Source organism: Parapedobacter brassicae (assembly GCF_051400755.1).
Classification (GTDB): domain Bacteria; phylum Bacteroidota; class Bacteroidia; order Sphingobacteriales; family Sphingobacteriaceae; genus Parapedobacter.
Map to the genome: position 1 here is coordinate 72,055 of NZ_JBLFFL010000005.1, position 14,155 is coordinate 86,209.

Annotated in this window: 14 protein-coding genes; 11 read left to right on the top strand and 3 right to left on the bottom strand. The window is 54.5% G+C overall.

The window, feature by feature from the left end; all coding sequences use genetic code 11:
* Positions 1-15: 15 nt before the first annotated feature.
* Together ACMGDE_RS14410 and truA are read right to left on the bottom strand one after the other, a co-directional pair.
* Complete coding sequence (locus tag ACMGDE_RS14410; protein WP_436833518.1) at positions 16-1,224, bottom strand: thioredoxin-like domain-containing protein; 1,209 nt, start codon at positions 1,222-1,224, stop codon at positions 16-18.
* A 63-nt stretch (positions 1,225-1,287) separates the two neighbouring features.
* Positions 1,288-2,046: a tRNA pseudouridine(38-40) synthase TruA gene (gene truA / locus ACMGDE_RS14415; RefSeq protein WP_436833519.1), complete on the bottom strand. Its 759-nt coding sequence runs from the start codon at positions 2,044-2,046 to the stop codon at positions 1,288-1,290.
* 623 nt (positions 2,047-2,669) lie between these two features.
* Between truA and ACMGDE_RS14420 the strand changes: the two genes are divergently transcribed.
* The 8 genes from ACMGDE_RS14420 (at position 2,670) to ACMGDE_RS14455 (ending at position 8,798) form a co-directional block, all read left to right on the top strand.
* Positions 2,670-3,083: a 6-pyruvoyl trahydropterin synthase family protein gene (locus ACMGDE_RS14420; protein WP_436833520.1), complete on the top strand. Its 414-nt coding sequence runs from the start codon at positions 2,670-2,672 to the stop codon at positions 3,081-3,083.
* 29 nt (positions 3,084-3,112) lie between these two features.
* On the top strand, positions 3,113-3,745 hold the full coding sequence (folE, locus tag ACMGDE_RS14425) for a GTP cyclohydrolase I FolE (protein WP_436833521.1): 633 nt from the start codon (positions 3,113-3,115) through the stop codon (positions 3,743-3,745).
* Positions 3,746-3,849: 104 nt separating this feature from the next.
* On the top strand, positions 3,850-4,485 hold the full coding sequence (locus ACMGDE_RS14430) for an O-methyltransferase (RefSeq protein WP_436833522.1): 636 nt from the start codon (positions 3,850-3,852) through the stop codon (positions 4,483-4,485).
* A 22-nt stretch (positions 4,486-4,507) separates the two neighbouring features.
* Positions 4,508-5,191 carry a glucosaminidase domain and LysM peptidoglycan-binding domain-containing protein gene (locus tag ACMGDE_RS14435; RefSeq protein ID WP_436833523.1) on the top strand — a complete coding sequence of 228 codons (684 nt, stop codon included), beginning with the start codon at positions 4,508-4,510 and terminating at the stop codon, positions 5,189-5,191.
* On the top strand, positions 5,192-6,076 hold the full coding sequence (locus tag ACMGDE_RS14440; RefSeq protein WP_436833524.1) for a glucosaminidase domain-containing protein: 885 nt from the start codon (positions 5,192-5,194) through the stop codon (positions 6,074-6,076). It abuts the gene before it with no gap.
* A gap of 51 nt (positions 6,077-6,127) precedes the next feature.
* On the top strand, positions 6,128-6,877 hold the full coding sequence (locus tag ACMGDE_RS14445; protein ID WP_436833525.1) for a peptidase associated/transthyretin-like domain-containing protein: 750 nt from the start codon (positions 6,128-6,130) through the stop codon (positions 6,875-6,877).
* Between the two features lie 45 nt (positions 6,878-6,922).
* Positions 6,923-7,909 carry a DUF3078 domain-containing protein gene (locus ACMGDE_RS14450; RefSeq protein ID WP_436833526.1) on the top strand — a complete coding sequence of 329 codons (987 nt, stop codon included), beginning with the start codon at positions 6,923-6,925 and terminating at the stop codon, positions 7,907-7,909.
* A 4-nt stretch (positions 7,910-7,913) separates the two neighbouring features.
* Positions 7,914-8,798, top strand: a complete 885-nt coding sequence (locus ACMGDE_RS14455) for an N-acetylmuramoyl-L-alanine amidase (RefSeq protein ID WP_436833527.1) — start codon at positions 7,914-7,916, stop codon at positions 8,796-8,798.
* Positions 8,799-8,809: 11 nt separating this feature from the next.
* On the opposite strand, the gene ACMGDE_RS14460 is transcribed toward ACMGDE_RS14455, so the two are convergent.
* A complete protein-coding gene (locus ACMGDE_RS14460; protein ID WP_436833528.1) occupies positions 8,810-10,588 on the bottom strand; it encodes an AsmA family protein in 1,779 nt (592 codons plus the stop codon).
* 32 nt (positions 10,589-10,620) lie between these two features.
* On the opposite strand from ACMGDE_RS14460, the gene ACMGDE_RS14465 reads away from it, so the two are divergent.
* The 3 genes from ACMGDE_RS14465 to ACMGDE_RS14475 all read left to right on the top strand — a co-directional run bounded on the left by ACMGDE_RS14465 (position 10,621) and on the right by ACMGDE_RS14475 (position 13,971).
* Positions 10,621-11,070: a hypothetical protein gene (locus tag ACMGDE_RS14465; protein WP_436833529.1), complete on the top strand. Its 450-nt coding sequence runs from the start codon at positions 10,621-10,623 to the stop codon at positions 11,068-11,070.
* Between the two features lie 181 nt (positions 11,071-11,251).
* Positions 11,252-12,349, top strand: coding sequence for a vWA domain-containing protein (locus ACMGDE_RS14470; protein WP_436833530.1), 1,098 nt, complete (start codon positions 11,252-11,254; stop codon positions 12,347-12,349).
* A gap of 140 nt (positions 12,350-12,489) precedes the next feature.
* On the top strand, positions 12,490-13,971 hold the full coding sequence (locus tag ACMGDE_RS14475) for a sigma 54-interacting transcriptional regulator (RefSeq protein WP_436833531.1): 1,482 nt from the start codon (positions 12,490-12,492) through the stop codon (positions 13,969-13,971).
* Positions 13,972-14,155: the final 184 nt, after the last annotated feature.

The following is a 14,155-nucleotide window of genomic DNA, read 5'->3' on the forward strand; positions in this document are numbered from 1 at the left end:
CCGGCTGGCCCTGATCTACTCCACATGCCGCAGCAAATCCGGCAGTTCAGCAGTAGTCACGTCGGCGTCAATCACCGTACCATCGGGCTGGATGAGCACCTGCCGGGGCAGCGCCGTCATATACAGCGAGTCGATCAGGGATTGCTGCACCTCATTGCGCAGCTTGTAGTTATGCTGTAGATTCAAGGGTTGGCTCATTTTTTTCCAATGACTCAGCTTGCTGTCCACCGAGAGGTAGATGACAGCCGTTTTTTGCGCTTCCAGCGCCGAAGCCTCCGTCTCAAGCCGCTTGACGTCGTCCTGGACCGTATGGTCCGTGGTGCTCCAGAAGGAAAGCAGGAGGTATCGATAGTCATCGAACGCTGCCCAATCGAGGGGTTTCAGTCCGCCGTCTACTGCCTGTAGCTGGGTGGCTGGATGCAGCTGCTTAATAGGGTGCAGAATACGGTCCAGGCGTTGGCTTAGATCGATGCCATATTTAGTCCGGCGTGCATCGTCGGGTACGGCATCATATAACGCGGCATAATCGGCAGTATAGTCCCGGTGATCGTTGGCGGTATAAGCCAGAAACAAGGAGGCTACCAAGGGTTTCTTTTGTTGGATAAAACGTTGGGTTACGCCCAATTTGTCGGCAGATGCTGTTCCGTTACCACCATCGGGCACCTTCACCGAGCCACCGCCGCCAGGGGTATAATGGGTCAGCCGCCCTTCCTCCTCCGCCTGTTCATCATTCAGCGCCAGCTGCCAGTCGTTCAGCAACTGCTGCTCCTCGCTGCCGCCAGCAATAGAAAACGTTGCCTTGCTGATGGACCCCGGATGGTCGAAAACCTGCTGGTGGAGGTGAAGCTCTCCGGTCTTTTCGAGGTAGACAGGCACATACTCCGTCCAATCCAGCCCGCTGGTCCCCCGCTTGGTAGAGGTTCCGCTGATTTCCAGAAAATACACTTCCTGTACGGGTACCTGATCGACAGTTAGCGTAAACGTACCGTTGTCGGGTGTTGCCGCGGCCAGCGAATCAATCCGTTTGTCATTCAGCAGCTTTACGGCCGTCATTTCCGGATTACGCACATCGCTCGCGATGCGGAGTGTTCCGAGTAAGGGATTGTAGGTGTGTTTTTTCGCTTCAACGCGGTCGGTTTTGTCGTCGGTGGAAGACGAATGACAGGCAGCAAAGAGAAACAGCAGTACGAGGATAAGCGAGCAAGCGGTGGACAGTGATTTCATGATCAACGGGTTCATCAGCTCAAACCTACGAAAAAAATAAAAATGCCGCTAAGGTTTTCCACCTCAGAGATACGGATATTTTACCTCCGTGAGGTACAGGCCGCATGCGGGTACAGAGGTTCCGGCCACGGAGCGATCCTTGCTGTTGATGACGGTGTGCATGTATTCGGAAGCGTGCTCTCCCCGCCCGATTTCCATCAGGGTGCCCACGATGGCGCGCACCATGTTTCGGAGGAACCGATTGGCTGAGATGTGGAAGACCAGGTGGCGATCGTCCGCCCACAGCCATTCAGCCCGCGTGATGTGGCAGATGTGGGTATGCACCTGGGTATTGGATTTGCTGAAACAGGCGAAATCATCGTATTGCCGCAAAATGCTCGCTGCCTCATTCATTGCGGCCACATCAGGGACATCGCGCAACCGCCAGGAGCGGTCGTGCAGGAAGGGGTCTTTTTCGAAATGGGTATGGTATTCATAGGCGCGCTGCACGGCATCAAACCGGGCATGTGCATCGGGCGCCACCGAAAGGAGGCGCTTGGCGGCGATGTCATGTGGGAGGAGTGCGTTGACACGGTGCAGCAAGCGATCAGCGCTGTCCGCTATGTCGCCCGTTACGTCGAAATGGGCGTACAGCTGTTTGGCGTGCACGCCGGTATCCGTGCGGCCGCATCCTACTGTGGCGATGGGTTGGCGCAGGGCTGTGCTCAAGGCGCCGTCCAACAACGCCTGTACGGTTACTGCGTTTGGTTGGATTTGCCAGCCATGGTAGGCGCTGCCGTCGAAGGCGATCTCGATAAAATAGCGGTTGCCGGTGTCTGCCACGGATGCAAAGGTAAGGAAAATTAGTGGTCGGTGATTCGGGCGGTTGCGTCTCGACGGGGATCCGGTTCGCTTCGCTTCCGTCTCCAAGGTCTCGCCTGCAAACCGCCCGAATCGGGTTGGGGTTGGTGGGGATGGATGAGGCGGTTGCGTCTCGACGGGGATCCGGTGCGCTTCGCTTCCGTCTCCTAGGTCTCGTCTGCAACTGCCTGAATCGGGGGTTGGGGTTGGTGGGGATGGATGAGGCGGTTGCTCCGAAACTGGAATCGGTTCGCTTTGCTCCCAATTCCTAGGTTTCGTCTGCAAGCCGCCTGCATCCACTGAGACGAGTGGCAGAAAACCTCCGTACCGTCAACGTGCCGCCTTGGTCAGCTGCGGTAAGCAGTGGGAGGCACTACCAAACCTTAGCAGCTGGGCACAGCGGCGAGTTTTGGATACTTTTGCGGTCAAAAGTATCAAAGCCCTGTCGCGGCAGCGATGGAAAGTCTGAGCGCAATAACCAAAAAAGTCTCAGCGGCTTGAGCAGAAAGTACCGAGCCCGCCCGGCGGCGAGGGCGGAAAGCCTGTCGCGGCAGCGACAAAAAAACGAATTAACAAATTACCAAATTAACGTATCTTTGCACGCTATGATATATGTTACACGGCGCGAACGGTTTAACGCGGCGCATAAATTATACCGCGATGAGTGGACATTGGAGCAAAATGAGTCGGTATTCGGCAAATGCTCCAATCCGAATTGGCATGGGCATAACTATGAGCTTTTTGTGACGGTCAAGGGTGAGGTTGATCCCAAGACCGGTTTTGTCATTGATTTGAAGGAACTGAAAAAGATCATCATGGCTTATGTCGTGGATAAGGTTGACCATCGCAACATCAATCTGGATGTGGATTTCATGCGGGATAAAATGGCGTCTACTGAGGTGCTCGCGGTGGAGATATACCGCCAGCTGAAGTCGCCCGTCGAAGCGCATGGCGTGTTGCTGCATTCCGTACGGTTGGTCGAGACCGAAAACAACTCCGTAGAATATTTCGGTGACTAGCAGACGCCGACTCATTAATGGATACGACTATGGAAAATCATTTCCCGCTCAACGAAGAAGAAATTGACGGCTACGTCAAAATCGACCGCTATAATCCGGAAAAGGTGGCTCGCATTGCGGCGCACTATGCAGATATTCTGGAGCTGTTGGGCGAAGATCCGTCCCGCGGGGGACTGCTGAAGACGCCCGAACGTGTGGCCAAGGCGTTGCAGTTTCTCACCCATGGCTACGACCTGAATGCGGCGGAGGTGCTGCGCGGTGCCATGTTTGAAGAAGAATACAGCCAAATGGTGGTGGTGAAGGATATCGAGGTGTACTCCATGTGCGAGCACCATATGCTGCCCTTCTTCGGCAAGGCCCATGTGGCGTATATCCCGAATGGCCACATTGTTGGGCTGAGCAAGATTCCGCGGGTGGTCGATATTTTTGCCCGCCGCTTGCAGGTGCAGGAGCGCCTGACTAATGAGATCCGCGACTGCATACACGAGACGCTGCAACCTGCCGGGGTAGCGGTGGTGATCGAATGCAAGCACCTCTGCATGTGTATGCGGGGGGTGCAAAAACAAAATTCGGTGACCACCACGTCTGCCTTCACGGGCGAGTTTGCGCATGAGCGCACGCGCAACGAATTCCTGCGGCTGATCACGGCTTCGCTGGGTTGAGCGGCTACCTTGCCAGCCGTTTGTGGTTTATAAACGGCAAATACACAGCGAATTATACAAAAGGTGTTCGCAAATACCGCGCATTTTATATAAGTTTGCAGCCGATGGACATGTTCGATGACATGCTGACAAGCTATCTGGAGCAGACCAGTGATGCCGAACCGACATTGCTACGGCGCATCAATAGGGAAACCCATCTCAAGGAGACAAAGCCCCACATGCTATCGGGGCATTACCAGGGGCGGGTGCTGGCGTTGCTCAGTAAGCTCATGTCGCCTGCCCGGATCCTGGAGGTGGGTACGTTCACCGGCTATTCGACGCTGTGCTTGGCCGAAGGCCTGGCTGCCGGTGGCGAACTGCATACCATCGACAACAATGCGGAATTGGGGGAGCGGGTACGGGGTTATTTCGAGCAGTCGGCGTGGGGTCATGCCATCCATTATCACCTTGGAGACGCTGCCGCGGTCGTTCCTGAATTACCCGGCCCTTTTGACCTCGTTTTCATTGATGCGGATAAAAAAAACAATTACCTGTATTATGAACTGGCACTCGAAAAAAGCCGCGCAGGCAGCTTGATTTTGATTGACAATGTCTTGTGGAAAGGCAAGGTGATTGCCGATGCCACGGATGCGCAGACCCAGCAAATCGTTTCGATGAACGAACAGCTTGCTGCTGATAAACGCGTAGATAAATTGATTCTCCCCATTCGTGATGGGCTGTTTGTGTTGCGGAAGCGGTGAGGGGAGCCAAAATACCATAATGATGAAAGGAATACACCAAATTGCCGGAATCATCCTATGCCTTATGATGTTCATCGCCGCTTCGCCGCTTCGCACCTCGGCGCAAAGTTTGTCGGCTACTGCCTATATCGAGCAGCATAAAGACGCGGCCATCCAGTACATGAAAGAATATGGTTGCCCGGCGAGCATCATCCTGGCCATCGCCATGCATGAAAGCGCCAATGGCAATAGCAAGATTGCTCGGTACCTCAATAATCATTTCGGGATCAAGGGCCGCAATAATAGCAAGGCGATCCGTTCGGCGTATAAAGGCTACGCCTCCGTGGAAGCCTCTTATGCGGATTTTGTGGGACTGCTGACGCGCCGCAAGAGTACGCAAAAGCTTTTCGAGCGCTACGAACCGCACGAATACCAAAAATGGGTGCAGGGCATTGCCCAGTCAGGCTATGCACAGAGCCCTTCGTGGCCATCCAAGGTGATCAACATGATCGAGAAATACGACCTCGATGAGTTGGATGAGCAGCCGGAGGGCGGGGCTGTGTTGGCCACTGTAGCCGAGCCGGACGATGCGGACTCGTATACCGTGCGGCAGGGTGATACGCTCTATGATCTCGCCCGCAAATACGGTACAACCGTGAAAGCCATTCAGCGCAGCAATGGATTGACCACCTCGCGACTGCGCATCGGACAACAATTGATTCTGTAAATGAGCGGACGTATATACGCGTTATTAGCCATCTTGTTATTGACGTCTTGCCTTTCGAAGCATGAGGTGCTCCAAAATCCGCATGTGCGTCAGCGACCAGTGCCTACGCGAAAACCGCAAGCAGCGCGCCCGGTCCCACCCACCTCACCCACCCCACCCACCCCTAAGTCTTATACGAGTACATCGGGATATGCTTACATCGAGCAGTATAAGGACATCGCCATCGCCGAGATGGAGCGGTATGGCATTCCGGCAAGCATCAAGCTTGCCCAGGCGCTGCTTGAATCCGGCAACGGCAACAGTACGCTCGCCCGCGAAGCAAATAATCATTTTGGCATCAAGTGCACCCCCGAGTGGGTCGGGGGCCAAACCTTTCAGGATGACGATCGCCGCAACGATTGCTTCCGCGTGTATGAACGGGCCGAAGAATCGTTCAAAGACCACTCTCAGTTTCTCCTGCGAAAACGGTATGCCGCGCTCTTTGAGCTCGACAAAGACGATTACAAGGGGTGGGCAAGGGGACTCAAGTCGGCGGGCTATGCGACCAATCCGCGATACGCAGACTTGCTGATCGACCTCATCGAGCGGTATCAGCTGCATCAGTTTGACCAGCCGGAAAGCCGCGCGGAGAAGGTCAAGCGTGAGGAGGTCGTCCAGACCGAGATCGTTGAAAATAAACCGGCGGAACAGCAGGTCGCCGAGGCGGAGGAAAAGGCTCCGGTACGGATCGACATCCACGAAGTGAAACAGGGTGATACGCTGGCAGCCATCGCCCGCAAATACGGGATGTCCTCAGCGGCACTGATGGATTTAAACGGCCTCAAAACCGAATCGCTGTTTATCGGGCAGCTGATCCTGGTCTCGCAGGCACCGGCCGAGCGTTAAAATGATGTTAAAATTTTCGTCAACCGCAAACTTAACCGTAGTTTTATCGCAGTGAAATATCTTGGTCGTCTCTTCGCGGGGTTGCTTTTCAGCATGGGGTTATCGGGCGTTGCGATGGCACAAACAGCTATCGAAGGCATTGTATTTGACAAGGACACCAAGCAACGGGTGTCCCAGGTGTATGTGTATAATACCGCCAATGATGACGGCGGATATAACAACACCCGCGGCGAATTTGCGATCCGCGCGTCCCCGGGCGATATCCTGATCGCCGCCGCGAAAGGCTACTATCCTGACACGCTGGTCCTATCGGATAAGAAGGTGGTCACGTTCTATATGGAGCGATCCACGATATGGTTAGATGAGATATCGGTTATCGCCAGGCGCAGTCCGGAGGAGCGGCTGGAAGCAAATAAACGCGAATACAGCAGGGCATATAGCCGGGGAGATCCGGGGTCCATCTTTTCGGCGGGGCCTTCGGGTGCGGGCGTGAGCATCGATGCGCTGTATAAGCTGATCAGCCGGGAGGGCAAAAATGCACGCCGACTTCAGGAAATCATCGAGCTGGATTACCGGGAGTCGGTGATTGATTATCGCTTTACGCCGGACTTTGTGAGTGGGCTCACGGGGCTCCGGGGCGAGACCTTGGCAGACTTCATGCGGCAGTACCGGCCATCCTACTATTTCATCCTCAGTGCCAACGATTATAATCTGGCCTTTTACATCCGTTCGTCGCTGGCGCAGTACCGCCAAAATCCGTCGGCCCGGCGATTGCCACCGCTTCCTGTGAAGCAGAAATAGCGTAACCAATAAAAAACAGCACGATATTTGTTAATTTAGCCGCGTATGAGATCACTGTTTTACTTTTTAATGGCATTCCTGCTGTTTGGGACATCAACAGCGAGTGCCCAGATCTATAATTTGGATGAACTTCGGCGTAAGCCGGACACCAATAGCCTGAAGGTAGAAACACCGGAACCCGGCATTCGCCAAGTGAAATTGCCGGTATCCGCCTTGGACCTGCGGGTCATCTATTGGCGTCATTGGTCATCTTTCGGTATCAACGCTAACCAGTCGTCTTTTAGCGACAATTGGCAATCCGGGGGGGTCAACTCCATATCCGTGGGCTTGCTGCTCAATCACAAGTCCGACTATACACGCAACAACACTAACTTCGTCACCGAGCTGAACCTGCAATACGGCAAGCAGAAAAACCGGGATCAGCTGCCCCGCAAGAATAGCGACCGTATTTTTTGGGATAACAAGCTCTCCCTGAAAATTGCGCAATCTTGGTCGGTGTTTACGTCGCTGACATTCGAGAGCCAGTTTGATGTGGGGTATAATTATGAGCTGAGCAGTACGGGCCGCGATAGCATAGCGAGTGTCAGATCCAACTTCATGGCGCCGGGCTACCTCACGGAGTCGCTGGGTATTGAGTATAAGCCGGACAATACGTTTTCCGTCCGCATCGGTACGGGTACGGCTAGGCAGACTTTTGTGTGGGACGATGAGGTGGTGCCCTCTGCGGATGGTTTGCGGTACGGCGTGGAGCCGGACAAGAACTTCCGCAATGACCTGGCCTTCCAGCTGACGGCCAATCTGGACCGCAATCTTGGTAATAATCTCAACATCAAGAGCCGGTACAACATGTTTGCCAACTATGAGGAGCTCGGCGATCCGTCCCACCGGCTTGATGCGACGCTCACTGCCTCGGTCACGCGCTTGATCAACGTGTCGTTGAGCGGCATCCTGTTGTATGACAGCCGGCAGCATGAAGACATCCAGACAAGCCAAACGCTGGCGCTGGGCCTGCTCTATAAAATACCCCGATAATCCCATGGCTAAAAGCAATATGCATCTTCTACGTACCATCGGCTCCCTGATGTTGGTGGCCCTTGCCTTGTCGGCTTGCCGCACCAACCGCTATGCCGAAACCAACAAGCTGTATAAGCAACAGGTAAAGGCGCTCGCGGAGGAAATCCAGGCGCCCCTGCCGTACGCGACGCCACGCCTCACCGCCACGGTTGATACCGCTGGCATAGCCGTGGTGACAGCGGAGCCGCAGACCAAGCAGGATGCCCATTGGGTAGGCGCCATCCACTTCAACCTCCGTAAGCCCAATTATGTCGTCATCCACCATACGGCACAGGACAGCTTGGAGCAGACCTTGCGCACCTTTACCGTACCGCATTCGGAGGTAAGCGCCCACTATGTCATCGGCGATGACGGCGAGGTATACCAGATGCTGAACGATTACGTGCGCGGGTGGCATGCCGGTGCGGGCAAGTGGGGCAGCCTCACCGACCTGAATTCGATCTCCCTGGGGATCGAGCTGGACAATAATGGCAGCGAGCCTTTTTCGGAGCCGCAGATCCATGCCCTGCTCACCCTATTGGACACGCTGAAAACGAAATACAACATCCCTGCCGCCAACTTTATCGCCCATTCGGATATCGCGCCTACCCGCAAGGTAGACCCCAGCGCACTATTCCCCTGGAAGCGATTGGCCGAGCGCGGCTTCGGCCTTTGGCCGGATGAAACACTGGACACACCGCCCGAAGATTTCAACCCCATAGATGCCCTGCGGATCATCGGATACGATACCAGCAATCGCGAGGCAGTCATCAAGGCATTCAAGCTGCACTACATCCAGCAAGATGTGAGTCCGCAGCTGACCGATCACGACCTGCGCGTATTGTACAGCCTGTATCGGCAGCGATAATGCATCGGGGATTAATTTTCGCCCTTATCACGATCTCGTTTGCGAAATACCCGCTTAAAGAAGCTGTCTGTTTTTTTCGATGCTTCTTTCGCCTCCTCGGCGGTCTGGAGGAGGCGGCGCTCCCGTTCGGGACTGACGCCTGCACAGGTTTTAATGCCCTGCAGCAGGCTTTGCCAGAGCATCCGGAAAAATGAATCCCCCCGCGCCCGCGCATAGTTGACGCGTGCCGAATGGTACACCCCGTTGGCATCCGGGTTACTGTCATTGATGATGAAACTGTTGGCCAGAAACGACGCCACCCGCATAGACGAACGCTTGGCCGCCGGTTCTGTCGTCAACAGCTTCAGCTGCATCTTGTTGTAGTCGAACCGCATCGACCCCCGCGCGCGGTGATCATCGGCTTGCATGTCAAAGCGCAGTCCTTTAATGTTCGCACTGGCGAGTTCCGCATTCAGCAGTGGTTTGATAATGCTGTTGAGCGGTCGCCCGTTCATCGGTCCCAACGAACCCTTGTAAGTATAGCTGCCCTGCGGATCCAACAGGTCAAACGCAAATCCGATCTGCAGCTTGCCCGTGCTCATCAGGTAGGCCGTCACGTCTGCTGTCATCACCTGATTTTGAGCCAAGGTGAGGCTGTCGTTCGTCACGTTGCGGAAGATGCCCTGTACGTCGTCGAAGAAAATTTTTCCTTCCTTGCCATATTTACGGCCCACCTCGGCGTAGCTGATGTGAATGTTGTTGAGCAATACGGAGTCGATTATCAGGGGTTGTTTCATCCGGAGCAGCTGCTGGTGCGGCGATTTGCCGACTTTGTCCGTCACCTTTTTCGGATACCGCAGGTCGTTCGAAATGGCCACCGTCCCGCTGTCGATGTGTAGGCTGCCGGCGTGGATCTGCTGGCGTTCCACAAATCGATGCAGGTCTATGTCTTCCAGCCGGATCGTCGGAAACGCGATGACGGCCATGTCCTTGGCCGCCTTTTGGCGTTTATAAAACTCCGCCTTGCTCATCCGGGGCGCATATTTCAGTCCGGTCAGCTCCACCTGCCGGTATGCCGTCGCGATTTTCAAGCGGTCAAAACTCACATAATAGAAGCTATCGGCGGTTTCATGCCGAAATCCCGGTACGTCTACCTCAATGGCCCGCGTATAGTAAAACCGCGTGGTATCCAACTGTGAAACCGAGTCGATCATGATGTCACTTACCTTCACGTTGAGGTCGTTTAAGACGGTCTCGTTTAAGGTAGAATCGGTCTTTTTCGAAAATTTAAATTGGATGTCGGTAAAATTCAGGTTGGAAACACTCACTTCCTTCAGGATGTGCGCGATCCGTTGATAAAGCGTTCGATCATCTCGCGGCCTCGTCACCGTATCGTTATACGCGTGATGGTTGTTGATGACGTGGACTGAGGGCGTATCGATGATGATGTCATCGATGTGGAGCCTGCGTTCGCGCAGGATGCGGCGGGGATAGAATCGCCTCACCTCCAAGTTGGCAATGTGGATGTTGTAGGTGTTGTTAGGCGCCCTTTTCTGCAAATGCATGTTCGCGTACCTGGTGGTATCTGCCGATAACCGCAGGTTTTTGATGGAGGCATGGCCGGTGATGAGGTTGAAGTTGAGCTCGTCATAGGAGATGCGGTATAGACTATCCGTCGCATTGATGACGGCTTGCTTGATCTGCGTATCCAAAAGGGGTTTCCAGTGCTTGCTCAAGTACCAAGCACCCCCCATGATCGCCGTCAGCAGGATGACTACGATGCCAATGATCCATTTCCAGATTGATCTCATTCGTGCATAACAATAATTGGTTATTGAATGTTTTGGATAAAGATAGTGATTTGTTTGTTGCTAGCCGCAACTGGGGTTTTGGCTTCTATGCCAGCCAGGGTTTGCCCTCACCGAGCAGGAGTTTGCCCTCACCGGGCAGGAGTTTGCCCTCACCGCCGGGCGGGGTTCGCTCTATCGCCGCGAAGGCGACCAGCTTTTGCTTGATCAAAAGCTGGGCAAAAATCAAGGCTGTGGAGGCTACGTTGCAGCCGGTTTGCAAAGCATTTACGGCGCGTATTGCAGCCGCTTCGCTTCCTCAATCCGCTTGTTTGCTGCCCAATCGAACGGTTTCTGCCCATGCTTTGCTGCTCGCTGCTGCCGCATCCTCCAAGGCCGGTCCGGCTCCGACCGTGATTTCGTACGGGCTGCGCCCGTCTACTGTCCGCAGGAACTCTGCGTACCGCTCAATATGCCGCCTTGGTCAGCTGCGGGTAGCAGGTTGAGGCACTAACAACCGTAGCAGCTGGGCACAGCGGCGAGTTTTGGACACTTTTGCGGTCAAAAGTGTCAAAGCCCCGTCGCTGCAAGCGACAGAAGGGCACGATAACTCCAATGTAAAAAAAGCGCGGGTGATTAGCACGGTCGCAAAAAAACAACTACCTTAGACCTATTGTTACATACCATATGCGTGGCTACCATTTTTCACAATATATCCCCAACGCGTTGCCCAAAGGTGGTTTTGATGAACTGCTGAAGCTCTTCACGCAGCTGCTCCAATACACTGCTGGCGATGCCATGGAGGCGCTTGCCTGGCTCAATGAGTTGGATAAGCAATACAACCTCACGTCCGACGATTACGGCATGGGTGATTTTATCCAAGAGCTCAAGGATAAGGGTTACCTGAGTGATGATCCGGGATCGGGCGAACTGCGCATTACTGCCAAAAGCGAGCAGACCATCCGTCAATCAGCCTTGGAGGAGATCTTCGGCAAGCTGCGCAAAAGCGGCAGGGGCAATCACAACAGCAACCTCTCCGGATTGGGTGAAGAAAAGAACGCCGATCGCCGCGAATACCAGTATGGCGATAGCCTCGACCAGATCGACATGACCTCGTCCATCCACAATGCGCAGGTCAATCATGGCATTGGCAATTTCACGCTTACGGAACGGGATCTGGAGGTCGAGGAGCGGGATTACAAGACGCTGACATCCACTGTCCTGATGATCGATATTTCCCACAGCATGATCCTCTATGGCGAAGACCGCATCACGCCGGCCAAGAAAGTTGCCATGGCACTGGCTGAGCTCATCCAGACCCGCTATCCGAAGGATACCTTGGACATCGTGGTATTTGGCAATGATGCCTGGCCGATCAGCGTCAAGGACCTGCCTTACCTGCAAGTGGGTCCCTATCATACCAATACACTGGCCGGACTCGAGCTGGCGACTGACCTGCTGCGGCGGCGCAAGACACACAATAAACAGATTTTCATGATCACCGATGGCAAACCGACATGCCTCAAGGAAAATGGCCGTTATTATAAGAACAGTGTGGGGCTCGACCGCAAGGTGATCAACAAAACCCTGAACATGGCGGCGCAATGCAAGCGGCTCAACATTCCGATCACCACCTTCATGATCGCCCGCGACCCTTACCTGCAGCAGTTCGTCCGCCAATTTACGGAGACCAACGGCGGCAAGGCATTCTACAGCTCGCTCGAGGGCTTAGGCGAGTATATTTTTGAAGACTACATCCGCAACCGGAGGAAGTCGGTTCGGTAAGGTGGCGTTTCATGCGGTTGCTCCTCAACTGGATCCGGTGCGCTTCACTGCCGTCTCCAAGGTTTCGTCTGCAGTCCGCATGAAACACATGTCGTTAGGAAAAAAACAGCTATTCAATTAGTAATACACATACACAAACAATGAATCAAATTCAAACCATAGGCGAACTCAAAGCATCCAATTATCAATACCGTACCGTAAAAGACGAACTCAGGGCCAATCTCATTAAGCAACTGCAAGACCACAAAGCCGAATTTCAAGGCATCATCGGCTATGATGATACGGTGATCCCGGAGTTGCAGACGGCCATTCTTTCCCGGCACAATATCCTGTTGCTCGGACTGCGGGGCCAGGCGAAAACCCGCATCGCGCGCCTGATGGTGCACCTGCTCGATGAATATGTGCCTTACGTGGCTGGGAGTGAACTCTTCGACGACCCCTTGCATCCGATTTCGTGGTTTGCACGGCATGAAATTGAAACCAAGGGAGACGATACGCCCATCGCTTGGCTGCACCGCTCCGCGCGATACACCGAGAAGCTGGCCACACCCGACGTCACTGTAGCCGACCTTGTGGGTGATGTGGATCCCATCAAAGCGGCGACACTCAAGCTTACCTACAACGATGAGCGGGTCATCCACTTCGGCCTCATTCCGCGGGCGCACCGCGGCATATTTGTGATCAATGAGCTGCCCGATTTGCAGGCGCGCATACAGGTGGCCCTGTTCAATATGCTGCAAGAGAAAGATATCCAGATAAGGGGATTCAAACTGCGGCTGCCGCTGGACATCCAGTTTGTCTTTACCGCCAACCCGGAAGACTATACCAACCGGGGTGCTATCGTCACACCCCTGAAAGATCGTATCGAAAGCCAGATCTTGACGCATTACCCCAAGAGCATCGACATTTCACGCAAGATCACCTTCCAGGAAGCCCGCTTGGCGCCAGTGCAGCAGACCGCCGTGGAGGTCGATGGCCTGTTGAAGGATCTGGTAGAGCAAGTGGCCTTCGAGGCACGCAAGAGTGAATTCATCGATCAAAAGTCGGGCGTCTCCGCACGCCTGACCATCTCGGCGTTTGAAAACCTGGTGAGCGCTGCCGAGCGAAGGATGCTCACGGCGGGGCAACCGCAGACCGTGGCCCGCCTATCGGATTTCGCGGGCGTCATTCCCGCCATCACCGGCAAGATCGAATTGGTGTACGAAGGGGAGCTGGAAGGGCCGGTGCATGTGGCGCACCGCCTCATCGGCTCAGCCGTGAAGACGCTGTTTACCCAATATTTCCTTCATCCGGAGAAAGCTAAGAAGTCAAAAACCGATAACCCGTATGCGCCCATCGTCGATTGGTTTACATTGGGCAATCGGCTGGAACTCACGGACGACCTGTCCGATAGTCAATATAAAAAGGCCTTGATGCGTGTGCCCGGACTCCATCCGCTGGTGAAAAAACTGCATCCTAAGCTCGCTGAAAGCCAACAGCTGCTGCTGATGGAATTTGTGCTTCACGGATTGGCGGAGCATTCGCAGCTCAGCAAAAGTTACCTCGATGGCGGCATCGCGTTTGCGGATATGCTGGGCAGTCTCTTTGACGGGGATTTTGATGATGAAGAGTTTGGGGGGTAGTGGTCCAGGGGCTGCTCCTCAACTGGATCCGGTTCGCTTCGCTGCCGTCTCCTAGGTTTCGTCTGCAGCCCCCGGACCAGGTGGGGTTTGGAAAGGGTTGATGGGCGTCCGTTGACTGCTCCTCAACTGGATCCGGTTCGCTTCGCTGCCGTCTCCTAGGTTTCGTCTGCAGCCCCCGGACCAG